Source organism: Corynebacterium tapiri (assembly GCF_006334925.1).
GTDB lineage: Bacteria > Actinomycetota > Actinomycetes > Mycobacteriales > Mycobacteriaceae > Corynebacterium > Corynebacterium tapiri.
In genome coordinates, this window is sequence record NZ_VDHJ01000009.1 from 35,295 (window position 1) to 60,284 (window position 24,990).

The following is a 24,990-nucleotide window of genomic DNA, read 5'->3' on the forward strand; positions in this document are numbered from 1 at the left end:
GCAGGTGGATGGGGCGCCCGTTTCGGCCGGAGCTCTACCCGTTTGGTTAAAGCTCGATTCGTTTGGCTAAACCTCTAAAGGAATAGGACCAAAGCAGGCGCCCTTTAGAGGTTTAGAGCCAAAAGCGGACCCCTTTGGCCCTATTCCTTTAGAGGTTTAGCGGTAGAGGCCTAGCGGCCGAAGAGCGCCTACAAGCGTAAGCACGCGTAGAGCAGACAGTTGAACACCAAAGCGCACACCAGCGTGCCCACGTAAGCCATGAGTGCCCCGATGCCAGCCTGCGGGTTGCTCGTGATCGCGTCCGAGATGCAGTAGGAGGAGGCGAAACCCGTCGCCAGGCCAGCGGCCAAGGCGCGCACCTGGTCGGCCCGGTGCACGTACCGCACGGCTAGGGCCGTGTTGGCCGCGATGAGGGTGAAGCCACAAGCGAGGACCTGCCACCACGACAGCTGGTTGGACATGCCCAGGCGGAAGACCTCCAGGACCGAACGGTCGGGACTCCAGCTGAACCAGAGGGCGGCGCTGCCCAGGCCAGCGGCAATGGCCAACAGAAACAACCGTCGGCGCTTGCCATCGCGCAGCGAGCGAGGCCCGGAGATCAGAACGCTGGGCGCGGTTATGAGCACGAGGCTCCAGAGGAGATCCACCAGTGCCATGCCTTAGGCCCCCACTCCGTACATTTGGCGCTCGATTCTTTGCGCGGCCCGATGCAAGACCTCGCGGGCCTGCTCTGCTCCCGTCCCGGCAACTCCACTCGGATAGGTCACGGCCAACGCGGCGGCAGGCCGAGACAGGTGGTCCAGGATGGCGACTGCCACAGACTCTTGCCCGCGACTAACTTCTTCGGATTCGCTGGCCCAACCACGTTGCCGGGCGTCGATAAGCAAGCGCCGGAAGTCTTGGAAACTCCCCGTGGCACCGGAGGTGGAGTAGAGCGCGCGCGCTTCGACCTCGGGAAGGTGGGCGAGCATGATGCGGCCCGAAGCCGTTTTGACCGCCGGCAAGCGCACCCCTACTGCGGTAATCAGCGAGACGGCCCCCTGAGCACGAATCTCCTGAAGGTAGACGATCTCGGAGCCCGACAAGTGCGACAAATGCCCGGAACCTCCCACCAAGGTGGCGGCCTCCTGCAGCGGCTTGGCACTGAGTCGCACCAGGGGCTGCTGGCGGGTGTAGGCCTGGGCCATCGAATAGGCGTGCAGGCCCAAACCGTAGGTCTGCTGTTCGGGAAGGTGCACCACAAAACCGGCTGCCACCATCTCTTTAAGCAGGTGATAGGTGGTGGAGCGCGGGAGGTCGAGTTCGGCCCGAATGCGGGCAGCGGAGATCGGCACGTCGATGGAGGACAACAACGCCAAGATGCTCAGCGTGTTGCGCGCAGCAGGAACTTGACCGGTTGATGAGGGTTGCACGGTGCACACACTAGCGCGACGCGTAGGGTGCGAACTGGAAAGTCTCACATGCCAGACTCTCCGTGAGTGAGATCTAGTGCACAATATTGCTCGACAGACGTAGCGTCAGGCACAACCACGATGAATCGTGATCAACCACACACCTAAGGAGCAGCCATGACAGGCGAACCCAGGACCCAGACGGCGCCCGCAGCGCCCGGCCTGAAGCACCGTCACCTGCATTTCATCGCGCTGGGGTCGGCAATCGGCACGGGCCTTTTCTATGGTTCCGCAGAAGCGATCCAGGCGGCCGGCCCGTCTGTGCTGCTGGTTTACCTCCTCGGCGGCGCAGTCGTGTACTTCATGCTGCGCGCGCTTGGCGAGATGGCCGTGCGCAACCCCATCACCGGGTCCTTCGCGGAATACGCCCGCGCACACCTCGGAGGCTGGGCCGGTTACATCACCGGCTGGATGTTCGCCTTCGAGATGATCATCGTGTGCTTAGCGGACCTCACTGCCGTAGGCATCTACATGAAGTTCTGGTTCCCCGACGTGTCCCAGTGGATCTGGGTCGCTGCGACTCTGCTGATCGTGGGAGCGGCCAACCTAGCCTCGGTCAAGGTTTTCGGTGAGCTGGAGTTTGGCTTCACCATCATCAAGGTCGGCGCGGTGGTGGCCATGATCATCGGCGGTGCAGCGGTCCTGGCCTTCGGGCTGAGTGGCGCCCACGAGACCGGCCCCCACAACCTGGTCGCTCACGGCGGGTTCTTCCCCAACGGCATTGGCGGCATGATCTCTGCATTCATCCTGGTGCTCTTCGCCTTCGGTGGCACCGAGATCATCGGCGTGGCCGGCGTGGAGGCAGAAAACCCCGAGAAGTCGGTGCCCCGGGCCATCAACACGGTGCCCTTCCGCATCCTGCTGTTCTACGTGCTGGCCATCCTGATCATCCTGATGATCAACCCGTGGAACACGATTACCGGCGAGGAATCCCCCTTCGTCCAGATCTTCGACGCCCTGGGCGTGACCTGGGCGGCCGCCCTGCTCAACGTCGTGGTGATCACCGCGGCACTGAGCGCCATCAACGCCGACCTCTTCGGCGCCGGCCGCGTGCTCACCGGCCTGGCCCGTGAGAACCTTGCCCCGGCCATCATGGCCAAGACCCGGCGCGGCGTGCCGGTGATGACCACCGTGATCCTGCTGGCAGTGCTGGTTATCGGCGTCGTGCTCAACGCCTTCCTGCCGGAAAAGGTGTTCACCATCGTCGCCAGCCTGGCCACCTTTGCCACGGTATACGTGTGGCTGATGATCCTGCTGGCTCACCTGGCCTCTCGCCGCGGCATGACCAAGGCGGACGTGGCCAAGCTGGAGTACCGCGTGCCGTTCTGGCCCTTCGGGCAATATTTCGCCGTCGGATTTATCCTGGCCACGTTCCTCATCATGGCGTGGATCCCCGACTTCCGCCTGGCGTTGGGCGTCGGCATCGCGTTCCTGGCCATCATGAGCATCTTGTACTTCACCATCTACCGTCGATCGAGGACTTCTTAAGCGATGACCTCCCTCTACTCCCCCGCTCCCGACTGGTCGGGCCGCTCGGACGGCCCCGGACCCGAACACGCCCGCTGGCACAGCGTGATCCGTCCCGATGACGGCCACGCCACCAACGCGGTTGCTCTGCTCGGCTTCTCCTCCGACGAGGGGGTGCGCCGCAATCACGGTCGCCCGGGAGCAGCCGCGGGCCCTGAGGCTCTGCGTTCTGCTCTGGGGTCGCTGGCGGTGCACTCTGATATTTCGCTTGTCGACGCCGGCACGGTCACCACGCCCGGAACTGACCTGGAAAGTGGTCAGGCGGAGCTGTCGGCACGCGTGAGCGACCTGGCCCAGCGCAACAACCTGGTCGTGGTCCTCGGTGGTGGGCACGAAACCGCCTTCGCCTCGCATCGAGGCCTGTACCAGGCCCGCGGGGCGGCCGGGATCGTTAATATCGATGCCCACTTTGACCTGCGCGAGGCCGACGAGCCGACCTCTGGCACCCCGTTCCGCAATATCGCCGACCTCGTCGGCGAGGACTTCGACTACACGGTCTTGGGCATCTCGGAGCCCAACAACACTGCGGCGCTGTTTGCCACGGCTGAGCAGCTGGGAACCACCGTTGTCCTGGACCACGAGCTGCTGGCCCAAAGCCCCGCCGAGTGCGCCCAGCGCGCTACGGATGCCTGCCAGGGTGACAGACCTATCCATCTGAGCATCGACCTGGACGTGCTGCCCGCCGCGGTGGCACCCGGGGTCTCAGCACCCGCCGGACTCGGTGTGGATCTGGACCGGGTGCGGGCTATCGCTTTGGCGGTGGCGGCTACCGGCCGGCTTGCGCTGGTGGACGTCGTCGAGCTCAACCCCGAGTTCGACGTCGATTCCCGCACCGCCAAGGTGGCGGCCCGCCTTATCCACGACGTCGTCACAACCGCCTGGCAGGCACAGAACTCTTCCCCCAACTAAACCCCTCGAAGGAGCGTGTAATACATGATTATCGGCTGCCCACGTGAAGTGAAGAACCACGAGTACCGCGTCGCGTTGACCCCCAACGCGGTCACCGAGCTCGCTTTGGGCGGGCACACTGTACGCGTAGAAACGCACGCCGGTGAAGGTGCTGGATACTCCGACTCCGATTACCAGAAGGCCGGCGCCCAGATCGTCGATACGGCCGCCGAGGCCTGGGAAAGCGAGCTGGTACTCAAGGTCAAGGAGCCGCAGCCCAGCGAGTTCGACCTGATGCAGGAGGGGCAGCTCCTGTTCACCTATCTCCACCTGGCTGCTGAGCCCGAGGTGGCAGAAGCGCTCAAGCGCAACAAGGTCACCTCCATCGCCTACGAGAACGTCACCTCCAACCACGGTCTTCCGCTGCTGACTCCCATGAGTGAGGTCGCTGGTCGTCTCTCGGCCCAGGTCGGCGCCTACCACCTCATGCATTCCCAGGGCGGCGAGGGCGTTCTGCTCGGCGGTGTGCCGGGCACCCCTCCCGCGTCGGTAGCCATCATCGGTGGTGGCGTTGCCGGCGAGCACGCGGCACAAATGGCCATGGGCCTCGGCGCAGACGTCACCATCCTGGACGTCAACCTCCCCCGCCTGCGCGAGCTGTCTGCCCGCTACGGTTCCCGCCTGCGCACGCTGGCGTCGACAAGCACCCACATCGCCGAGGCCGTACGCAACGCCGACCTCGTCATCGGCACCGTGCTCATCCCGGGTGAGGCCGCGCCGAAGCTGGTCACTGAGGAGATGGTGGCGACGATGAAGAAGGGCGCTGTGCTTGTCGACGTCGCCATCGACCAGGGCGGCTGCTTCGCCTACTCCCACCCCACCACGCACGACGATCCGACCTTCGAGATCGACGGCAAGGTCTTCTACTGCGTGGCCAACATGCCCGGCGCGGTGCCGCGTACCTCCACGGCCGCGCTCACCACGGCGACCCTTCCGTTCGTGCGCGCGCTAGCCAATGGCTGGGAAGACGCCGTGGCCAACGATCCTCACCTGGCCGCCGGCCTGAACACCCACGAGGGTCGCGTGGTCCACCCGGTCATCGCTCGCGAGCTGGGCGAGCCGACGCCGGAGTAGAACCTCCTAGGACGTGCTGGAACGGACGTCGAGAAGCTGCTGAGCCAGCGCCTCCACGTCCCCGGGCCAGTACTCCTCCGGACGTCCCGCCGGGCGCACGCGGTCGATGACGGTGCGCCAGCGCTGCGGGATGCCCTCCACGCCGTACACCCCGCCGAGGAAAGCACCGGCGATGGCGGCGTTGGTGTCGGTGTCGCCGCCGCGTCCGATGACGCGCACGAGAGACTCCTCAAACTCGGTGCCATGCTCAAGCTCCCACACCAGCGCAGCGACGGCTTTGTTTACCGAGCCCATTTGCAGCAAGAAGTCACCCGGCAGATGGGTGCGGGAGCGGTCGATGAACTCGCGCAGCTCCCCGGTTGCCCGGCTGATGAGCTGGTCTAGCGCCCCCTGGGCATCCAACCCATGCTCCAGCACAGCCGAGAGTGCCCCGGCATAGACTGCGTTGACCTCGACGGTCAGCGGGTTTGGGTGGGTGACTTCGGCGTCATAACGAGCATGCTCCGCGGCCTCCGCCGGACGGAAGGCCACAGCCAACGGGCTCACCCTCATCAGGGCGCCGTTTTCTTGGCTGCCCGCGTCGGGAGATCCGTGGACCAGCGCCATGGAGCTATCCGGGCCGATGTAGACCGGGTCGGACTCTGCCCAGCGCTCGTAAGCCGGCACGACGTCCGCCCCCTCATAGCCCCCTGCCCGCACGATAGAGCGAGCCAGCGTCACGGCGAGCTCGGAATCATCGGTGGGCTGGCCAGCGGCAAGGTCGAAGGGACCGCCGGCGGCTAGTTCCCGAACCCCCTCGGGATAGGCCTGCGCAATCTCCTCGGACGTCCGAAACTCCACGAGGCTTCCCAGGCTGTCACCGATGAACTGGCCGTACAGAATCCCCTGGGCGCGATCGAGGGCAGAAGTTGTCATGAGCCTTACTGTATTAGAGTCTCCGGCGTTGTGAGGTAGCTTGGCCCAGCCAGCCGTGAACGCCCACCACAATCCAGACAGACAACACGAATGGCCAGGTGAAGGCCGCCCAATGCAGCGAATGAAAAACGGCCAAGATCACCACGCTGAGCAGGGCGGCCCCGGCGGCGGTGAGGATTCGCGTGCGCCGATTGCTAGCCACCGGGAGTGCCACACCCAAGGCCATCGCGGCCAGCACGGCACAATATCCCGTCAGGCCCTCGCTGACGCTGCCCGCGGTGATTGCCAAGCCGCCGACGATACCTACCGCTGCGCCACCTGCCCCGAAGATCAATAGCCGCACTGAGCCCAGCGCGAGCGCTGCCACGATGATGGCGGCGGTCAGAGGCGCACCCGCCAGCATCACCTGCGAGAAGCTCGTCAGCGCTCCGCGCATAATGCCGGCCACCCCGCCGACGGCAGCAGATTCTGCCGGCATGCCCCACGAGGCGGGAAAGAGCGAGAACACGCTTGCCACCAGGCAAAAGGGTGCGGTCATTCCCGGAAGATTGATCCGCGCCAGCACGGGCACGAGCCAATACTGCAGCCCAGCGCACACCGCAGACCCCAGGATCGCGCACAGCGCCCCGCGGACACCAAACCCGGCCAGCAGGTAGGCGGCAATGCCCACCAGCGCACCGTTGAACCCGTACACACCCTGGTGCACGTCCTCCGCAGGTGCCCGCAGCACGTATGCGCATGCGTTTTGCGTAAGCACGCCGAGAAGCAAAAAGGCTGCTGCTGGAGGCGACCACAAAAGAACTGCGCCCAGCATGAGCCAGCCGCTCATTGCATTGGGCAGAAAGTAGATCTGGCCGATCGAGCGGCCGATGACGTGCAGGATGTGCATTAGAACCTCGTTAAGGGAATGGGTCGGCCGCGCACGACTTCCGCGATCTGGCTGTGCAGACCCATAAGCACCTCGGTGGAATGAGCCAGGCTGCGCACCGCCAGGCACGGCGGGGCCGCGGGGATCGGGGCACCGGCGGAGCTCAAACCCACGTGGGCATCGCTTTCTCGGGCTAGTGCAGCAATCGTTTCTCGGTGTTGGAGCACCTGCGTGCCCAGCAGGAGCAGCTGGCCGGCATGGCTATAGCCCTCCATCATGCCTATGCCTGTCATGTCCCCGTCGTGGGGCAAGAAGCGCACCTGGTCGACCACATACGGCGCGCCCTGGAACCGCACCTCGGTGCGCAGGTAGGCACCGTCGTAGGCAAAGCTCTCACCGGCCGGTGACCATCCCGGGGTGATGATCTCCCCCATGATCACCTGCGAGGTTTCCTCCACCTCCACCACCGTGGACTGCTTATAGGTGCCATCGCGGTACACAATGAGCTGGTCTGGCAGATAGTCAAAGGTCGCTTCCGCCCCCACATGCACGCGCATCGTTTGCACGGCCGGCTGACCCGGGGTCTTGTACACCTTGGTGGCCGATTGGGTGGTCAGCAGCAAGGAAGCACCCGCGGAAATGGTGACGTCGAGCTCGTAGTTATCGCCCCCGAAGTAGGCCCCGCCCGGGTTGATCACGTGATAGGTCACCTGGCCGGAGGAGTCCAGATACAAAGGCCGCAGCACGCGCAACGCGCCCTGGTGGAATTGCTGGGCGGCGTAAGACCTGGTGCCGCCCCCATGATTTTGGAGCGCGATCTTCAGCTGCAGGCTTCCCGTGGCGCTCGCCGCGTGCTCCATTAGGCGAGATCCACCATGAGCACGTCGTGGCGGATCCATTCCATGACCTTGTCCAATCCCTCGTCCGTCTTCAGGTTGGTGAACACGAAGGGCTTGTCACCGCGGAACTCTCGGGAATCACTTTCCATGACCGCAAGATCTGCGCCCACATACGGGGCCAGGTCCGTCTTGTTGATGATGAACAGGTCGGACTTGATCATGCCCTGGCCCGCCTTGCGCGGGATTTTCTCGCCCTGGGCGACGTCGATGATGTAGATGGAAAAGTCAACGAGCTCGGGGGAGAACGTGGCGGAGAGGTTATCGCCGCCGGACTCGACGAAGATGAGCGAAAGATCGTCGAAACGCTCCTTGAGCTGCTCAATAGCGGCCTCGTTCATGGAGGTGTCCTCGCGGATTGCGGTGTGCGGGCACCCTCCGGTCTCCAGGCCGATGATGCGGTCCTCGCTGAGCACGGAGTTGCGCGCCAGGATCTTCGCGTCCTCGATGGTGTAGATGTCGTTGGTGATGGCAGCCATGGGGATCTCTCCCTCCACTGCGCGGGAAATACGCTCGATGAGCTGGGTCTTTCCGGCCCCAACCGGGCCACCAATGCCAATAATGACGGGATCCATACCTATTACTTCCTAACTCATAAACATGCGAGCACGTTGGCGCTCGTGATTCATCTGGGCGATCTCTAAACCAGGTGAGATGGCTCCCAAGTCTTCCCGCTCAAGCGCCCAAGAAACTTCCACAGCCCGTTCTACCCATTCCTGCGCCCGGAAAATGATCTCCTGGCCTGCGTTTTGCCCCAGGGGAATCGCGCGGACGGCGTTCTGGGTCAACGCGATGATGGTCGCATAGACGTGCTGGGCGACGGCCTCCTCCTGGTCAATCCCCAACTCGCGAGCGACCAGGGCCCACGCGCAGGCAGGATGACCCCACAACTTCTGCGCGCTGACCTCCTGGGAGTACTGCTGGATCCACTCACCCTGGTAGTTGGCGCTTGCCATGGAGATCAACCGTTTACCCATGGTCATGCCGGCTGTGCGCACCTGCTCGGGAAGCGCCTGGGCGGTGAGCATGTGGTCGAGGTCCGCGATGTCCGCAAACCTGTCCGCCCGATAGACCATGCGCACTGCCAGCGCGTCGGTGAACGTCAACTGCTGGGCGGTAAAAGCCTGCAGCCACCGCTGAAAGGAGTGGTGATCGGTGATCTGGCCAGCCGCCATGTAGGTCTCAAAACCCATTGAGTGGGCGAAGGCACCCGTCGGCAAGGCGGAATCAGTCAGCTGCATGCCGCCTAAGAGTGCTGCCAGGCGAGCCATTAGTGGGTGTGCTCGGCGTGGCGGAAGGGCTCGTCCATCAACCGCTGGGTCCGCTCAAAGGGAATGTCGTGCGCGCGCAGGTACTGCTCCACGGTGTGGTCGTAAGCCACCACCATCTCGTTGGGCTCGAAGAATTGCGCCGGCAGGTGGCGGTTGCCCAGGGCGTGGGCTGTGACCCCCATGCTGTGGATGCTTTCCGGGGTAATGACCAGCACGTCGGTCTCCTCCACCGCGACGATGACGGCGTTCGCCTCATCCATGGCCACGATGTCGCCGTCCTTAAGGTCGCGCGCTCCTGTAGGCAGCCGCAGACCAATCTCCGTGCCGTGATCGGTGACCACCCGCTGGGTGCGCTTGACCAGCTGCTGGCCATTGAGCCAAATGCGCTCGACGTGGCGATCCTGCAGGTCGATGTCGCGGGTATTGCCCACTAGCTGGGTCACGATCATGGCTTTTCTCCTTCTTAGAACAGGTGGTAGCGCTGACCCAGCGGCACGGTCTCGCAGGGCTCGGCGGTGATCGGCTTCCCGTTGACGGTGACCTCGTAGGTCTCCGGGTCGACCTCAATGTGCGGGGTAGAACCGTTGAACTTCATGTCCTGCTTGCGCAAGTTCCGGATGTTGCCGACTGCCTGCACGTGCTTGCGCAGGCCCAGGGTTGCCTTCAGGTCGTGATCAATAGCGATCTTGGGCAAGAAGGTGATGGCCGAGTCCGCCACCGCCATGCCATAGGCGCCGAACGACGAACGGTACATGCTGGGCTGCGGAGTGGGAATCGAAGCGTTGGGATCGCCCATGTTCACGCCCACGACCTGGCCACCCTTGATAATCGTCTCGGGGCGCACGCCAAAGAACTTGGGGTCCCACAACACGAGGTCGGCGAACTTTCCCTCTTCCACGCTGCCCACGGCATGTGAGATGCCCTGCGCAATCGCGGGGTTGATCGTGTACTTGGACACGTAGCGCTTGATGCGCTCGTTGTCGCCGTAGATCTTCGCGTCCTCCGGCAGGGTGCCGCGCTGACGCTTCATGGAGTCCGCAACCTGCCACGTGCGCAGGATGACCTCGCCAACGCGCCCCATGGCCTGCGAGTCCGAGGAGGTAATCGAGAACACGCCCATGTCGTGCAGCACGTCCTCCGCAGCGATCGTCTCCGCCCGAATGCGCGAATCCGCGAACGCCACGTCTTCCGGCAGCCCGGGGTTGAGGTGGTGGCACACCATGAGCATGTCCAGGTGCTCTTCGATGGTGTTGCGCGTGTACGGCAGCGTGGGGTTGGTAGAGGCGGGCAGGACGTTGATCTCACCGGCCAGCTCGATGATGTCGGGGGCGTGGCCGCCGCCCGCACCCTCGGTGTGGAAGGTGTGGATGACGCGCCCGCCGATCGCGCGCTTGGTGTCCTGCACAAAGCCCGCCTCGTTGAGCGTGTCCGTGTGGATGGCCACCTGCACGTCGTACTTGTCGGCAACGCGCAGCGCGGTGTCGATGGCAGCGGGTGTTGCGCCCCAGTCCTCGTGGACCTTAAGCCCGATCGCCCCGGCACGGATCTGCTCGGCCATCGGCGCCAGGCGGGAGCCGTGGCCCTTACCCAGCAGGCCAAAGTTCATGGGGAAGGCCTCAAAGGCCCGCAGCATGTTGGCGATGTTCCACTTGCCCGGCGTGATCGTGGTGGCTTTGGTGCTTTCCGACGGCCCCGTGCCGCCACCAATCATGGTGGTAATGCCGGAGTAGAGGGCGGTCGGGATCTGATCGGGGCTGATGAAGTGGATGTGCGTATCGATGCCCCCGGCCGTAAGGATCTTGCCCTCGCCCGAAATGATGTCGGTGGCCACACCGATGGTGATGTCCACGCCCATCATGATGTCCATGTTGCCGGCTTTGCCGATCTTCATGATGTGACCGTCGCGCACCGCGACGTCGGCCTTGTAGATGCCGGTCCAGTCAATGATCAGGACGTTGGTGATGACCAGGTCGGGGACTTCGTCGTCACGCACCAGACGAGAGTTTTGCCCCATGCCATCTCGAATCACCTTGCCGCCGCCGAAGGTCGCCTCCTCACCCGGATAGGTCAGGTCTTTTTCGACTGTGGCAAAGAGTTCCGTATCACCCAACCGGACCGAGTCACCGGTGGTGGGGCCATAGAGGGCGCTGTAGGTGCGGCGATCCACGCTGAAACTCATGGGTCTTTACTCCTCGTATTCTGTTTCGCGGGAATCGAAGTCGTACCCGGCGTGCGCCATCATGTGCACCGGGGCGGGCTCGCGCGGATCCAGCGAGCCACTGACCATGTTGTGGAAGCCGTAGACCTTGCGCTTTCCGCCCAACGGGATCAGCTTGACGGTGCGCCTGTCTCCCGGCTCGAAGCGCACGGCGGTGCCGGCCAGAATGTCCAGGCGGTGCCCCAAGGCGGTGGATCGGTCAAAAGCCAGGGCCGGGTTCGTCTCCGCAAAGTGGTAGTGCGAACCGACCTGCACCGGCCGGTCGCCGGTATTGACCACGTCAATCTCGATTGACTTCCGGCGGGGATTGCACACCACAGGCTCGTCGGCGGTGATGATTTCTCCAGGTATCACGGCATGCCTTTCCTGTTGCGCTCTAACGGATCGGATCGTGGACGGTGACGAGCTTGGTGCCGTCCGGGAACGTGGCCTCTACCTGCACGGTGGGAATCATTTCGGCGACACCTTCCATGACGTCATCACGAGTCAGGATCGTGGATCCCCAGCTCATGAGGTCTGACACCGAACGCCCATCGCGCGCGCCCTCCATCAGCTCGTAGGTGATGATCGCCACCGCTTCCGGATGGTTAAGCTTCAATCCCCTGGCCTGTCGACGGCGTGCTAGATCAGCCGCGACGACCACCATGAGCTTTTCTTGCTCTCTGGGCAAAAGATGCACTTATCCGCCCCTTTATTCCATGTCATTGCTTGCCAATCGGGCAGCGTACACTGCCCCGCACCTCGTAACAGCAACTGTACCTATCGCAAGGCAGAATTCCCGAGGAATTGTCAACCCTCTTTAGGCCACTTCCTACCTAAAGGGAACCTCCGCAATCGAGCGACGCAGCTTGCGGGTACGCAAACGCTCCGGATCGCGCGCCAGAAACTCCATGGCCTTGACCGCGCACATCATGTGCGCCTCCTTCGAGGACGCGTAGAAGGCCTGCGCCTGCGTGGGCAGTTTGGGCACGGAGTGCAGCGGCAGGTCGGACACGCTCAGCAGAGTGCCGTAGGGCACGCGGTAGCGGTATCCGTTGGCCGCCAGCGCGCTGGACTCCATGTCCACGGCCGCCGCGGTGGAGCCACGCAGCCACTCCCACAGCTCACGCGGAGATTGCCATTCCCAGTTGCGGTCGTCGGTGGAGATCACCGTGCCAGTGCGCATGAGCGAATTATCGTTGCCATAGACCTGGGCCACGGACTTCTCCAGCGCGCGCTGCACCTCGGGCACGGCGGGAATGGGCACCGAGTGCGGAATGCGGGAATCTAGCAGGTGATCCTTGCGCTGATAGGCGTTGCCCAGAATGAGATCGCCGATGCGCATGCGCCCGTCCAGGCCCGCGCAGTGCCCGATCATCACCCACGCCTCCGGTCGCAGCACCGCCAGCGCGTCCGTGATGGTCTTGGCGTTCGACGGCCCCACGCCGATGTTGATCATCGTGATGCCTTGCCCGTCCGGCGCCACGAGGTCGTAGCGAGGCATCTGGTAAGGCGACTCGAGAGTCAGGTCCTCGATCTCCGCGGTGGACTCGCTGGTCAGTGACTCCCCAACCGGCAAGACCAGCCGCTCGTAGCGCGACTCACCCGAACGCAACTCCCGCAGCGCAAAGCGAACGAACTCGGTGGTGTGCATGGCGTAGTTGGTGAACAGGATGTAGCGCTGGCAGCTGTCCACGTCGATGCCCGTGTAGTGGCGGATTCGCGCGCAGGCGATGTCGAAGCGCTGCGGGCCGAAGTGAAACAGCGGCAGCTCCTCGCCGTGGAAGGCCTCCCAATCACCGTCAATGATCGCGTCGTGCACCGTATCCAGCGAGGGTCGCGGGGCATCCGCCGGACGATTTTCCGTCGCCTCGATCCCATCGATGTACTCCGGTGGAATGCTCGTCTCGGAGGGGCCGACAAAGATGTGGCAGGGATAGTTGCTGGTCAGCCGCTCCAATTGCGCTAGCAGGTAGTCACGCATGAGCCGCGGCCGCGACACTTCCGCGCTGTAGCGTCCCGGTCGATCCACATACCCAAAAGGTTCGGTGCGATCGATCGGCCGCCACTCCAGCACGTCCACCACCAGGCGCGGGTAGCGCACCGCGGAGTAATCACCCTCGCCGCGCATGGCCGCCCGGGCCGTGGAACACGCTGCATCGTAAAGGGAAATGAGCTTCTCGACGCCCTGTTCTGCCGTAGCTACCTGTTCCATACCCACAGGTTAGCCGCGCGCGGTTACGCTGGCAGGCGCCACTACATTCAGGGAGGCAGTCCGAGATGGGATTTGGCGGAGCCCTCTACAGGAGAGACGGGGACGGTCGGCCTTGGGTCCCACCGTGGTGGTTCTCCTTTGTGCTTTTGCCACTCATGGTGATTGCCAGCTTCTACATCAGCCAGGTCACCGGCTGGCGAGGCGTCGCCTCGTCGAATGTAGAAGGCGTCGCCTGGGAGGATGTGACCTCCGAGGGACTCTTCGTGCATCTAGCCCTCTACCTCGGGTTCTACTTTCTCTTGGTTCTTCCCTTCTTTGTCTTCCGCAGGAAGCGATGGGAGAAGAAGCACTAGCTAGCCTGGCAGGAGCGTGCGCCGTAGCCTTCGGGTCGCCGCGGCGAGGTCGGTGCGCCACACCACGTCCACCTTGTCATCTGCGCGCCCCGGCCCGCCGTTGATCACGGCCACGGGCCGGCCCGCCCGGCGCGCCTCGATCACAAACAGATAGCCACTCATCACCGCCAGGGATGAGCCCATGACCAGCAGGAAATCCGCCTCTTCCGCCAGTTCGCGGGCACGCTGCCGGCGCTCGGGCGAGACCGGCTCGCCAAAGTAGGTCACGTCCGGCTTGATCTTCAGGCTCCCGCACCGCAGGCACCCCGGTTGCACAAAGCGCTGCACGGCTTCGGCCGGCAGCTCCACGTCACCGTCCGGGTTGACCATCGACTCATCGAGGCGAATCGATTCCAGGAAGTTGGGGTTGAGGGCTTGCGAACGGGCGTCGAGAAGCGATCTTTCCTCCCGCGCACCGCAATCCAGACACACCACCTGCGACATATCCCCATGCAGTGTGACCAGGTTGCGCGAGCCCGCCTGCTGGTGCAGTCCGTCGACGTTCTGCGTGACCACGCCCGTGATCCGCCCGGCGCGCTCCAGATCCGCCAGCAGGTGGTGCGTCTGATTCGGTTGCGCGGTGCGCATGGCTCGCCACCCCACGAACGCGCGCGCCCAATAGCGATGCACCGCCGCGGGGTCGTGTCTGAACTCCTGGAAGGTCATCGGGCGCGTGGTCTTCCACTTGCCGGACTCGCCGCGATAATCCGGGATTCCCGAATCCGTGGACACGCCCGCACCCGTCAGCACCATGGCGCGGCCGCGTTCAAAGAGCTTCTCGACGCCCTGAGCAGCCACCTCAGCCTCAACCGGCGTGATCTTTTCCTCCACCACACGGGCGATCGAGCGCAATGCTGAGGCATGCGCCTGGGCTACTGCGGGATCGTCGAATGCGCTCACAGTCGATGGATTTTAATGCTGCTGTCAGTATTTTATGGGCGGGTCGATTAGGCCCGTTAGCCCACAAAGGGTGACAATAGGTGACCATGAGCACATCACCGGCAACCGAGAAGAAGTTCTTGGGTCAGCCCTGGGGCCTGGCCAACCTCTTCGGAATCGAGCTGTGGGAGCGCTTCAGCTTCTACGGCATGCAGTCCATCCTCGCTTTCTACCTCTACTACTCCGCGACGGAAGGCGGACTGGGCTTCACCGAGGCGCAGGCTGTTTCCATCGTGGGTGCCTACGGTGGCTTCGTCTACATGATGGCGCTGGTCGCCTCCGTGGTCGCTGACCGCATGATCGGCTCCGAGCGGACCCTGTTCTACTCGGCCATTCTGGTGATGACCGGTCACATCGTCCTGGCCTTCATCCCCGGCGTCCTCGGTCTTTCCCTGGGTCTGCTGTGCGTTGGTGTTGGTTCCGGTGGCGTGAAGACTGCCGCGTCCGTCGTCCTGGGTCAGCTCTACTCCCAGACCGACCCGCGTCGCGACGCAGGTTTCTCCATCTTCTACCTCGCCGTCAACATCGGTGCCTTCTTTGGCCCGATGATCACCGGATTCCTCTTCGGCTGGGGCGGCTTCCACTGGGGCTTCGGCATCGCCGCCGTGGGTATGGCCATCGGCCTGATCCAGTACATCCTCATGCGCAAGGACACCATCGGTGCTGCCGGCTCCGAGATCCCCAGCCCGCTGCCCCGCAACCAGTGGTTCAAGTGGATCGGCGCGATCGTAGGCTTGTTTGCGCTTGTGGCCTTGCTGGTAGCTACCGGCGTCATCAAGATCGACTGGCTCTCCAACATCGTGGTGCTCGTGTCCCTGTCTGCGATCATTTACCTGATGGTGCACATGCAGCGCTCGCCGCACGCCACCCCGGAGGAAAAGTCCCGCCTGATCGGCTACATCCCCATGATGCTGGCCGCAGTCGCCTTCTTTGCGATCTTCCAGTCCCAGTTCACCGTCCTGGCCGTCTACGCCGACCAGCGCCTGGACCGCAACTTCTTTGGCATCAACCTCGCGCCCGGACAGATCATGTCCTTCAACGCTTTGTTCATCATGATCTTCGCCGGCGTCTTTGCCACGATGTGGACCAAGCTGGGCAAGCGCCAGCCCTCCACCCCGATGAAGTTCGGCCTGGCCAACATCATCATCGGTGTCTCGCTGTTCTTCTTCCTGCCGTTTGCTACCTCGGGCGCTAATGGCACCCCGATCTTTGTGGTCATCTGGATTGTGTTCCTGTTCACCATGGGTGAGCTGCTGCTCTCCCCGGTGGGCAACTCGCTGGCCACCAAGGTCGCCCCGGAGGCCTTCAAGTCCCGCACGATGGCTATGTGGCTGCTCGCTGTCTCGATGGGTACCGCTCTGTCCGGCACCCTGGGCAGCTACTACAACCCGAGCGACCCGACTGCCGAGCGTGCGTTCTTCACCATTGTGGGCATCGCCTCGATCGTTCTCGGTGTGATCGTTATTGCGCTGCGCAAGTGGGTGCTGCGCAAGTTCGTCGACGTGCGTTAAGTCTTTTCGCGCCAGCGCTTTAGGCGCACAGAGCGTGCCGGTCTTCTCTGGGCCGGTGCGCTCTTTTTGCGTTTCGGGGTGGGGCTTGTTGGGGGGCTTGTTGGGTGGGCAGATGGCTTGGTTGCTGGGAGAGGCCAGAGCTCTAAAGGAATAGGACCAAAGGAGCCCTAAATCGGCGATAAAGCTCTAAAGGGCGTGTCCTTTGGTCCTATTCCTTTAGAGGTTTAGCGCGGGCAGAGATCTAGCACAGGAAAGAGACCTAGCCCGAGAAGAGGTTTAGCGCGGGAAGCACCCCAGCCCCTCCTACTCAGAGGTAATCACCCCGTGGCGGGAGCACGTCGCCACCCAGCCCATCGGGTTAATGCGCACCACCATGCGCCGTCCGCATTCGGTGCAAAACCGTGGGGCCTCCAAACCCGCCTGGGCCGAGGGCGAGGGCGCATCCAGCGAAAACCGGGCGGCCGGGGAGCCTTCCAGCGCGGCGCCGGTGAACGGGTCGTAAGGCATTACAGGACCTTCAGCGGGAGCTGGAGCTTGTCCAGCATGTCCAGGTCGCGCTCGGCAGGCCGGCCCAGAGTGGTCAGGTAGTTGCCAGCGATGATGGCGTTCATGCCGCCGAGGAGGCCGGCTTCGGTGCCGTCGTCGCCAAGCGAGAGCTCGCGGCCGCCGGCGAAGCGCAGAATCGTTGTGGGCATGGCGAGTCGGAACATCGCGATCGCGCGCAGCGCCTCACCGCGGGTGGGCACCGGGTAGTTGGCCAGCGGGGTGCCGGGGCGCGGGTCCAGGAAGTTGATGGGGACCTCGGCGGGCTCGAGCGCGGCAAGCTGCTGAGCGAATTCCACGCGCTGCTCGAGGGACTCGCCCATGCCGATGATGCCGCCGGAGCAGACCTCCATGCCCTGCTCGCGCACGAGCTCCAAAGTCCGCAGGCGCTCGTCCCAGGCGTGGGTGCTCACGATCTGCGGGAAGTGGGAACGGGCTGTCTCTAGGTTGTGGTTGTAGCGACGCACGCCCATGTCGCGAAGCCGCTGGGCCTGGGAGGCGTCGAGAAGCCCGAGAGAGGCGGAGATGTTGATGTCCACTTCGCGTCGGATGGCCTCGATGGCAACGGCGACCTGGTCGAGCAGGCGGTCGTCGGGGCCGCGCACGGCGGCGACAATGCAGAATTCGGTGGCGCCGTTCTTAGCGGAGTGCTTGGCGGCCTCAACGAGTTCGGCCGGATCGAGGGTGACCGAGCGCACCGGGGACTCCTTGAACAGGCCGGACTGGGAGCAGAAGGAGCAGTCTTCACCGCAGCCGCCCGTCTTGAGGCTGATGATGCCCTCGACTTCCACCAGGTCACCGGCGTGCTTGAGGCGCACCTCGTGGGCGAGCTGGCTGAGTTCGGCGAGGTGCTCGTCGGGGGTGTGCAGGATGGCAATGAGGTCCTCGGTGCCCAGCGGCTCACCGGTAACGAGCGTGGTTTCGCGGGCGCGGGCCATCGCGTCGAGTGCGCGGGTCGAGATGTCTTGAGTCATGGATTGAACTCCGTTCAAGTCGTGGTGCGTAACACGATATCGCAGACTATTAAACGTCGTTCAAGAAAACGCAGCGCTAGGCTCGCCCATATGGCCCTGTACGACGACACCCTGTCCCTGCTCCGCGAACTCATCTCCAACGCCTGCGTCAACGACTTCACGCCCGATTCCGGCAACGAGGTCCGCAACGCCGACACCCTCGAGCGCTTCTTTGCCGGAACGAACGTCCGCATCCAGCGCTTCGAGCCGCACCCCACCCGGGTGTCCATCGCGTTCACGGTCGACGGCAGCGATCCGGAGGCCGAGCCGTTGACCCTGCTTGGACATACCGACGTGGTGCCGGTGGACGAGTCCCTGTGGTCGGTCGATCCCTTCGGCGCCGAGATCAAGGACGGCAAGCTCTATGGGCGCGGGTCGGTGGACATGCTGTTTATCACCGCCTCCATGGCAGCGGCTACGCGCGAGGCAGCCCGGCGCGGCACCCGCGGCACGCTCACCTTTGTCGGCCTCGCTGATGAGGAGGCGCGCGGTGGCCTGGGCGCGAAGTGGATCTCGGAGAACCAGCCGGACGCGTTCAGTTGGCGCAACTGCCTCTCGGAGACCGGTGGCTCCCGCGTAGGCGTCGACGGCCTGGGGGTCAACGTCGGAGAGAAGGGTGCTGCGCAGCGCCGGCTTACCGTCCACGGGGACGCCGGGCATGGATCGACTCCGTTTGGCAAGGACTTTGCCACGGTCAAGATCGGGGAGGTCGCGCGTCGTCTCGCGGCCTTCGAGGCGCCAGTGCTTGGCGACGACCTGTGGTCCAACTTCGTGCGCTCGTTCCGCTTTGATGACGCCACGGAGCGCTCGCTTATCGACGGCACCGGGGACTACACCAACTTCGGTCGTTTAAGCGCCTACGCCCATGCCTTCAGCCACACCACGTTCTCGCAGACCGTGCTGCGTGCCGGCAGTGCTATTAACGTGCTGCCGTCGACTGCATACCTGGAATTGGATATCCGCCCCACCCCGGGCACCAGCGACGATGAGGTCGACGAGATGCTGCGCACCGCGCTGGGCGACTTGGCCGACGAGGTGACGATCACCCGCCTGATCTCGGAGCCTTCTACCCTCTCGCCCACCAGCGGCCCGCTGTGGGACGCGATCGTGGATACGTATGGGGATTTAACACCGGGCCGCGAAGTGGTCCCTGTGTGCGCTACCGGCGGCTCTGACCTGCGCTTTGCCCGCCGATTGGGAGGAAACGGATACGGATTCGCTCTGCACACCCGCGAGCGGGATCTGGCAGAGGCGAACTCGCAGCTGCACTCGCACGATGAGCACTTGTACCTCGAGGACCTGGATCTGACGGTGCAGGCCTACGACTCCGTGGTGCGCAAGCTCGTGGGCTGACTGGCCCTGACCTGCCAATACCCTAAATTTTATGTAAATTCCTGAATTTTATTTGGCGTTTGCCTTCGCGCAACCCTGCGTTAGGTCTAGTATCAATACAACTACAGGTGATTCACCTCACTAGATAGGTTGTGTGTGGTCTCAAATCTCCTGCTCACAGAAGGTTTGAGGCGAACCCTTGACCAATGAAGGGCTTGATGTGACGCGATGCTGAAATTCCTCGCCAGAAAGATTCTCAGTTGGGTGGCGATGATCTTTGTCGCCGTCAACCTGACGTACTTCCTCTCCAACTTCTTCCTCGATCCGCGCTCGAACTACCAGGGCCGACGCCCGCCGGTTCCCGAAGAGCAGATCGACGCCATGCTCACCCCGCTGAACCTGAGCGACACCACCCCGCTGATGGAGCGGTGGTGGACCTGGCTTACCGGCATTCTGTTGCACTGGGACTGGGGTAAGTCCCCGCTCGGTGTGAGCGTGAACGAGGAAATCGCCTACCGCATGTGGGTCTCCGCCCAACTGGTTCTCCTGGCGACCATTCTGTCCATCATTATCGGTGTGGCCATCGGCGTGATGACCGCTTCTCGCCAATACAAGCGCACCGACCGCATCTGGCAGTTCATTTCCATCTTCACGATGAACACCCACGTGGTCGTCGCCTCCCTGGTCGTGGTGTGGTGCGCCATCAAGATCAACAACGCCGCCGGTACCACGGTCTTTTACGTGACCGGGGCGTCCACCACGGGTGTGGAAGGCTTCCTGCCCAAGTTGATCGATTCCGCGCAGCACCTCGTGCTGCCCACCATCTCGCTGATCATCATCTCGTACGCCGGCTACCATTTCCTGCAGCGTTCCATGCTGCTGGACAACATCAATGCCGACTACGTTCGCACCGCTCGGGCCAAGGGATTGACCAAGGCGCAGGCAATTCGTCGTCACGCGTTGCGCACCTCGATCATCCCCGTGGCCACCTCGGTCGCGTTCTCCATCCCCGGCATTTTCACCGGCGCGATCGTGACCGAGCAGATCTTCGGATGGAACGGCATGGGCCGCTACTTCATCGAAACGATCGCCCGCAATGACATTCATGGCACGGTCGGTTTCGCCGCCTTCAGCGCGGTGACCGTGGCCGTCGGCGCCATCCTGTCTGACCTGCTCATCGCCTTCCTCGACCCGCGCGTCAAGATCAGTTAGAGGAGCCACGACACTATGAGCACTCAACAACTCCCCGCTGAGCAGCTGACTTCCGTGGCTGCCCCCATGCGCAAATCCACGCTGTACTGGCGCCGTTTCCGGCGCAACAAGGCAGCCGTGATCGGTTCCGTCATTTTCCTGGGACTCATCGTCTTCGCACTGATCGGCCCGCTGACCGCGAAGTGGGACTTCAACGAGCCAGACTTCATGGCGTTGTCCGAGCCGCCGTCGGCTGAGCACTGGCTGGGCACGAATGATTCGGGCAATGACCTGTACGCCATGATCGTGCAGGGTCTGCGCCGCTCCCTGGTCATCGCGGTGCTGGTCTCGGGCGCCACAACGGTCATCGCTGCCATCGTGGGCACTGCTGCCGCGCTGTTGGGTGGCTGGCCGGAGCGCCTCATCCTGGCGCTGATCCACTTCCTCTTTGTGGTTCCTTCCTTCCTGCTCACCGCCCTGGTCGTCTCCGGTTCGGGTGGCGACTGGCGCCTGCTGGTCATCGTGCTGATCGTCTTCGGATGGATGTCCTACGCCCGTGTGGTCTGGTCCCTGACCGTCTCCCTGCGTGAGCGCGAGTACGTCCAGGCCGCGCGCTACATGGGCGTGTCCTCCTGGCGCATCATGCTGCGCCACCTCATCCCCAACATCGGCTCGCTCTTGGTGCTCAACCTCACCCTAGGCGTGGTCGGCGCCGTGATGTCCGAGACCGGCCTGTCCTTCCTGGGCCTGGGTGTGAAGATCCCGGACGTCTCCCTGGGCGTTCTGCTGGCCTCGGGCGCCAACTCCATCGAGAGCGCACCGTGGCTGTTCTTCGCCCCCGCTGCCATCCTGACTCTCTTGACCACTTCGATGGCATTCGTGGCCGACGGCCTGCGCGATGCTCTCGATCCCAACTCGTCCGCCGGAGGTAAGGCATGAGTACGCCGCTAGACCACACTTCCGCCACCCCTGCCAATCAGGACGAGCTCGTCCTCAGCGTGCGCGACCTTGACGTTTCCTTCCCCACAGAGGCGGGAACCGTCAACGCCGTGCGCGGTGTTTCCTTCGATCTGCATCGCGGGGAGACCCTGGCGATTGTGGGCGAGTCCGGTTCGGGTAAGTCCGTCACGGCCACCTCGGTCATGGGCCTGCTGCCGGAGTATGCCGACGTCAGCGGTTCCATCCAACTGCGCGGCCGCGAGCTTCTGGGCTTGAGCGACAAGGAGCTGTCCGGCATCCGCGGCAAGGACATCGGCATGATCTTCCAGGATCCGCTGTCTGCCCTCACCCCGGTGTTCGACGTGGGAACGCAGATCGTCGAGGCTCTGCAGGCGCACAGCAGCATGTCCAAGAAGGAGGCCTGGGACCGCGCGGCCGACCTGCTGGATCTGGTGGGAATCCCAAAGCCCAAGGAGCGCCTGCGTTCCTTCCCGCACCAGTTCTCGGGAGGCATGCGCCAGCGCGTGGTCATCGCCATCGCGATCGCCAACAACCCGGACGTGCTCATCGCCGATGAGCCCACCACCGCTCTGGACGTAACCATTCAGGCGCAGATCCTGGACGTGATCGAGAAGGTCCAGCGCGAGCTGGGTACGGCGACCATCATGATTACCCACGACATGGGCGTGGTCGCCGGTACCGCCGACCAGGTGATGGTGATGTACGCCGGCCGCCCCGTGGAAAAGGCCGGAGTATACGACCTCTTCGATTCCCCGCGCATGCCCTACACCGTGGGCCTGCTCGGTTCCATCCCCTCGGCCGCAGAGCGCAGTTCTGGCCCGCTGACCACCATCGAGGGAGCACCTCCTCTCCTGGTCAACCTGCCGGACGCCTGCCCCTTCGCCGCGCGCTGCCCGATCGCGAGCGAGGAGTGCACCGCCGCCGAGCCTCCGCTCATCCGCGTCGGCGAGGGGCACGAGGCCGCCTGCATCAAGACGGATCAGGTCTCGCGCGATCGCATCTTCCTGCCTCAACCGGCTCCGGAGGCGATCGTGGACAAGGTCCCCCGCGAGGAACTCCCCACCGTCTTGGAGGTCAGCAACCTGCGCAAGACCTTCCCCATCACCAAGGGCGCACTGTTTAAGCGCAAGGTCGGTTCCGTCGATGCGGTTGCCGGATTGGACTTTGATATTCGCCAGGGCGAGTGCTTCGCCATCGTGGGTGAATCCGGCTCCGGCAAGACCACCACCCTGCTCAACATCATGGACCTCGCCCCTGACGATGGCTCCACGATCGTGCTCGGCGGCAAGGACGTCTCCGGGTTCAATTCCCGCGAGCGTCGGCTAGCCCGCAAGGATCTGCAGATCGTCTTCCAGGACCCGATGGGCGCGCTCAACCCGCGTCTGACCGTCGCCGAGATCCTGCGCGAACCCCTCGACGCCCTCGGCTGGAAGGGCGACGTCAACGCCCGGCTGCGCGAGCTCATGGACCTCGTGGGGTTAGACCCCGCACACATCGACCGCTTCCCGGGTGCCTTCTCCGGTGGCCAACGTCAGCGCATCTCGCTGGCTCGCGCGCTGGCCGCCGAGCCTAAGCTCATCGTGCTCGACGAGCCCGTCTCCGCCCTCGACGTCTCCATCCAGGCCGGAGTGCTCAACCTGCTTGATGAGCTCAAAGCCAAGCTCAACGTCAGCTTCCTCTTCGTGGCCCACGACCTCTCGGTCATCCGCCACATCTCCGATCGCGCCGCCGTGATGTACCGCGGCAAGTTCGTGGAGATCGGGGATACGGACGCGCTTTTCGACGCCCCGACGCACCCCTATACCCGAGCTCTCCTGTCCGCGATCCCGCTGCCGGATCCGCGCGCTCCACGCAGCGACAAGGACAAGGCTCTGCTCCCGCTGTCCGATGTCGACGAATCCGTGGGCTGCCATTTCCGCGCCCGCTGCCCGCTCTACCGACAGCTGGCGCCGGACGAACGCACCTCGTGCGAGACCGTCGAGCCCCCGCTCGAACCCCTGACGAATGACCCCAGCCTGGATCACCGTCACGCCTGCTTGTTCCCTACTCACCCCAAGGAGCTGTAAATCATGCGCTCACCACTACGCACCGCACTGGTCGCATCCGTCACGTCGTTCTCTCTCATCCTGGGTGCCTGCTCCGGCGGAGCATCCGATGAGGAGAAGTACAACGCCGATTCCATCGCCGCGGCCGACCTTAACGAGAAGCCGCGCGACGAGATCCAGGACGGCGGCACCCTGACCACCGCCATTGCTGAGATTTCGGAACAGCAGAACGTATTCCATGCCGACAGCACCCGCTACAGCTCGGATGTTTCGCGCTACTACATGCCCACCCTGGCGCTGTTCGATGGCGAGGGCAACTACACCCCCAACCCGGACTATCTGACCAACGCCTCGGAGGAAACCAAAGACGGCAACACCGTGGTCACCTTCGACATCGTCGATAAGGCCACCTTTAACGACGGCACCCCGATCGACGTCAAGGCCTTCGAGACCACCTGGAAGATCAACAACGGCACGAACCCCGCCTACAGCCCGGCCGCTACTGACGGCTACGAGCGCATTACCTCCGTTGAGCAGGGCGATAGCCCCAAGCAGGTCAAGGTCACCTTCGATGGCGCCTACGCGTTCTGGCAGGGCCTGTTCAATCAGGTTGCCCACCCGGCCATGGCTGATCCGGCGAATTACAACGACTTCATCAACAAGGTCCACCCGGAGTGGGGCGCCGGCCCCTTCAAGGTGGAGTACTTCGACCCGCAGAAGGGTGAAGTGAAGTTCGTGCGTAATGAGAAGTGGTGGGGAGACCCCGCCAAGCTCGACGCCCGCGTGATGCGCCAGATGGAGGACTCCGCCTCCATCAACGCCTTCCGCAACGGCGAGATCAACGCCACCGGTGTGGCCAACAAGAACCGCTACGCCACTGTGAAGAACATGAAGGGCATAGACATTCGCGTTGCCGCTCGCACCAGCAAGTCGCTGCTGACGCTCAACGCCAAGGCCGATAACCTGAGCGACCCCAAGGTCCGCCAGGCCATCATGACCGGCATCAACCGCGACCAGATCGGCCAGATCATCTTCAATGGCATCCCGTACTCCGAAACCCCTCCGGGCTCGCTGACCAACTACCCCTTCCAGAAGAGCTACGAGGACAACTTCTCGACCGCGGTGGAGAAGTTCGACCCGGAGGCCGCAAAGAAGCTTCTCGACGAGGCCGGTTGGACCCAGGCCGAAGGCGCCCAGTTCCGCGAGAAGGACGGCAAGCCGCTGACCCTGCGCTACGTCCTGATGGGTGATAGCGAGACCTCGCGCGCCATGGCGATGGCCATCCAGGCGATGATGAAGGATCTGGGCGTCGACCTGCAGGTTCAGGAGCGCCCGAGCTCCGACTTCTCCAAGGTGGTGACCACCTACGACTTCGACGTCTTCCCCATGGGCTTCAACTCCGGCGACCCGTATGGTGTGGCCTACTTTGGACAGATGTACCGCTCTGGCTCCCAGCTGAACCGCTCGCAGACCGGTAATGCTGAGTTCGACGCCAAGATCGACGAGCTGCAGGACCTGCCCACCGCCGACGAGCAGATCAAGCGCGGCAACGAGCTGGAGAAGGAAGCCTTCAAGTTCTACGGCCTGGCTCCGCTGTACAACGGTGCCGACATGGTGGCCGTTAAGGAAGACCTGGCCAACTACGGTCCCGGCGGTTTCGCCGTGCTCCCCACCGAGGACATCGGTTACGTGAAGAAGTAAC

Annotated in this window: 25 protein-coding genes; 10 read left to right on the top strand and 15 right to left on the bottom strand. The window is 63.7% G+C overall.

The genetic code is table 11. The features are described 5' to 3' along the window. Positions 1–188: 188 nt before the first annotated feature. Both FHE74_RS07215 and FHE74_RS07220 read right to left on the bottom strand, forming a co-directional pair. On the bottom strand, positions 189–656 hold the full coding sequence (locus FHE74_RS07215) for a hypothetical protein (RefSeq protein ID WP_139465832.1): 468 nt from the start codon (positions 654–656) through the stop codon (positions 189–191). 3 nt (positions 657–659) lie between these two features. Then, positions 660–1,412: an IclR family transcriptional regulator gene (locus FHE74_RS07220; protein WP_139465833.1), complete on the bottom strand. Its 753-nt coding sequence runs from the start codon at positions 1,410–1,412 to the stop codon at positions 660–662. Between the two features lie 156 nt (positions 1,413–1,568). On the opposite strand from FHE74_RS07220, the gene FHE74_RS07225 reads away from it, so the two are divergent. Genes FHE74_RS07225 through ald form a run of 3 tightly spaced genes read left to right on the top strand, consistent with a single transcriptional unit; the run spans position 1,569 to position 5,000 of the window. After that, entirely contained in the window at positions 1,569–2,939 is a 1,371-nt protein-coding gene (locus tag FHE74_RS07225) for an amino acid permease (protein WP_139465834.1), read from the top strand. Between the two features lie 3 nt (positions 2,940–2,942). After that, positions 2,943–3,887 (top strand): formimidoylglutamase, encoded by a 945-nt coding sequence (gene hutG / locus FHE74_RS07230; RefSeq protein WP_139465835.1) that lies wholly within the window; start codon positions 2,943–2,945, stop codon positions 3,885–3,887. A gap of 24 nt (positions 3,888–3,911) precedes the next feature. Beyond that, the gene (gene ald, locus FHE74_RS07235; protein WP_139465836.1) at positions 3,912–5,000 is read left to right on the top strand and encodes an alanine dehydrogenase; all 1,089 of its coding nucleotides are present in this window, start codon (positions 3,912–3,914) and stop codon (positions 4,998–5,000) included. 6 nt (positions 5,001–5,006) lie between these two features. Here the strand turns inward: ald and FHE74_RS07240 are convergent, their stop codons facing one another. From FHE74_RS07240 to amn, 10 genes are all read right to left on the bottom strand, one after another. Next, complete coding sequence (locus FHE74_RS07240; protein ID WP_139465837.1) at positions 5,007–5,915, bottom strand: ADP-ribosylglycohydrolase family protein; 909 nt, start codon at positions 5,913–5,915, stop codon at positions 5,007–5,009. 13 nt (positions 5,916–5,928) lie between these two features. Beyond that, the gene (locus FHE74_RS07245) at positions 5,929–6,804 is read right to left on the bottom strand and encodes an urea transporter (RefSeq protein WP_139465838.1); all 876 of its coding nucleotides are present in this window, start codon (positions 6,802–6,804) and stop codon (positions 5,929–5,931) included. Then, the gene (locus FHE74_RS07250) at positions 6,804–7,682 is read right to left on the bottom strand and encodes an urease accessory protein UreD (protein WP_218973321.1); all 879 of its coding nucleotides are present in this window, start codon (positions 7,680–7,682) and stop codon (positions 6,804–6,806) included. The genes FHE74_RS07245 and FHE74_RS07250 overlap by 1 nt, the downstream gene beginning before the upstream one ends. Continuing rightward, a complete protein-coding gene (ureG, locus tag FHE74_RS07255; protein ID WP_139465840.1) occupies positions 7,643–8,254 on the bottom strand; it encodes an urease accessory protein UreG in 612 nt (203 codons plus the stop codon). The genes FHE74_RS07250 and ureG overlap by 40 nt, the downstream gene beginning before the upstream one ends. A gap of 12 nt (positions 8,255–8,266) precedes the next feature. Continuing rightward, positions 8,267–8,950, bottom strand: a complete 684-nt coding sequence (locus FHE74_RS07260) for an urease accessory protein UreF (protein ID WP_139465841.1) — start codon at positions 8,948–8,950, stop codon at positions 8,267–8,269. After that, positions 8,950–9,399, bottom strand: a complete 450-nt coding sequence (ureE, locus tag FHE74_RS07265; protein WP_139465842.1) for an urease accessory protein UreE — start codon at positions 9,397–9,399, stop codon at positions 8,950–8,952. The genes FHE74_RS07260 and ureE overlap by 1 nt, the downstream gene beginning before the upstream one ends. A 14-nt stretch (positions 9,400–9,413) precedes the next feature. Further along, positions 9,414–11,129 (bottom strand): urease subunit alpha, encoded by a 1,716-nt coding sequence (ureC, locus tag FHE74_RS07270; protein ID WP_139465843.1) that lies wholly within the window; start codon positions 11,127–11,129, stop codon positions 9,414–9,416. A gap of 6 nt (positions 11,130–11,135) precedes the next feature. Continuing rightward, positions 11,136–11,522 carry an urease subunit beta gene (locus FHE74_RS07275; protein WP_139465844.1) on the bottom strand — a complete coding sequence of 129 codons (387 nt, stop codon included), beginning with the start codon at positions 11,520–11,522 and terminating at the stop codon, positions 11,136–11,138. A 22-nt stretch (positions 11,523–11,544) separates the two neighbouring features. Next, positions 11,545–11,847: an urease subunit gamma gene (locus FHE74_RS07280; RefSeq protein WP_139465845.1), complete on the bottom strand. Its 303-nt coding sequence runs from the start codon at positions 11,845–11,847 to the stop codon at positions 11,545–11,547. Positions 11,848–11,979: 132 nt separating this feature from the next. Further along, positions 11,980–13,362: an AMP nucleosidase gene (gene amn, locus FHE74_RS07285; protein WP_139465846.1), complete on the bottom strand. Its 1,383-nt coding sequence runs from the start codon at positions 13,360–13,362 to the stop codon at positions 11,980–11,982. Positions 13,363–13,502: 140 nt separating this feature from the next. Here amn and FHE74_RS07290 point away from each other — a divergent pair, with 140 nt between their 5' ends. Beyond that, positions 13,503–13,715 (top strand): cell division protein FtsW, encoded by a 213-nt coding sequence (locus tag FHE74_RS07290; RefSeq protein ID WP_246049224.1) that lies wholly within the window; start codon positions 13,503–13,505, stop codon positions 13,713–13,715. Here FHE74_RS07290 and FHE74_RS07295 read toward each other — a convergent pair whose 3' ends face one another. Next, positions 13,716–14,654, bottom strand: a complete 939-nt coding sequence (locus FHE74_RS07295) for a Sir2 family NAD-dependent protein deacetylase (protein ID WP_139465847.1) — start codon at positions 14,652–14,654, stop codon at positions 13,716–13,718. 86 nt (positions 14,655–14,740) lie between these two features. Between FHE74_RS07295 and FHE74_RS07300 the strand changes: the two genes are divergently transcribed. After that, positions 14,741–16,204, top strand: coding sequence for a peptide MFS transporter (locus tag FHE74_RS07300; protein WP_139465848.1), 1,464 nt, complete (start codon positions 14,741–14,743; stop codon positions 16,202–16,204). 303 nt (positions 16,205–16,507) lie between these two features. Here the strand turns inward: FHE74_RS07300 and bsaP are convergent, their stop codons facing one another. Together bsaP and bioB are read right to left on the bottom strand one after the other, a co-directional pair. Beyond that, positions 16,508–16,711, bottom strand: coding sequence for a biotin synthase auxiliary protein BsaP (bsaP, locus tag FHE74_RS07305; RefSeq protein WP_139465849.1), 204 nt, complete (start codon positions 16,709–16,711; stop codon positions 16,508–16,510). Continuing rightward, entirely contained in the window at positions 16,711–17,721 is a 1,011-nt protein-coding gene (gene bioB / locus FHE74_RS07310) for a biotin synthase BioB (protein ID WP_139465850.1), read from the bottom strand. The genes bsaP and bioB overlap by 1 nt, the downstream gene beginning before the upstream one ends. Before the next feature lie 90 nt (positions 17,722–17,811). Here bioB and FHE74_RS07315 point away from each other — a divergent pair, with 90 nt between their 5' ends. From FHE74_RS07315 to FHE74_RS07335, 5 genes are all read left to right on the top strand, one after another. After that, complete coding sequence (locus FHE74_RS07315) at positions 17,812–19,113, top strand: M20/M25/M40 family metallo-hydrolase (RefSeq protein ID WP_139465851.1); 1,302 nt, start codon at positions 17,812–17,814, stop codon at positions 19,111–19,113. A gap of 207 nt (positions 19,114–19,320) precedes the next feature. Beyond that, on the top strand, positions 19,321–20,304 hold the full coding sequence (locus FHE74_RS07320) for an ABC transporter permease (RefSeq protein ID WP_139465852.1): 984 nt from the start codon (positions 19,321–19,323) through the stop codon (positions 20,302–20,304). A gap of 15 nt (positions 20,305–20,319) precedes the next feature. Further along, on the top strand, positions 20,320–21,222 hold the full coding sequence (locus FHE74_RS07325) for an ABC transporter permease (RefSeq protein WP_139465853.1): 903 nt from the start codon (positions 20,320–20,322) through the stop codon (positions 21,220–21,222). Further along, positions 21,219–23,309, top strand: coding sequence for a dipeptide ABC transporter ATP-binding protein (locus FHE74_RS07330; RefSeq protein WP_139465854.1), 2,091 nt, complete (start codon positions 21,219–21,221; stop codon positions 23,307–23,309). Before FHE74_RS07325 ends, FHE74_RS07330 begins: the two co-directional genes overlap by 4 nt. A gap of 3 nt (positions 23,310–23,312) precedes the next feature. Further along, positions 23,313–24,989, top strand: coding sequence for an ABC transporter family substrate-binding protein (locus tag FHE74_RS07335; RefSeq protein WP_139465855.1), 1,677 nt, complete (start codon positions 23,313–23,315; stop codon positions 24,987–24,989). Position 24,990: the final 1 nt, after the last annotated feature.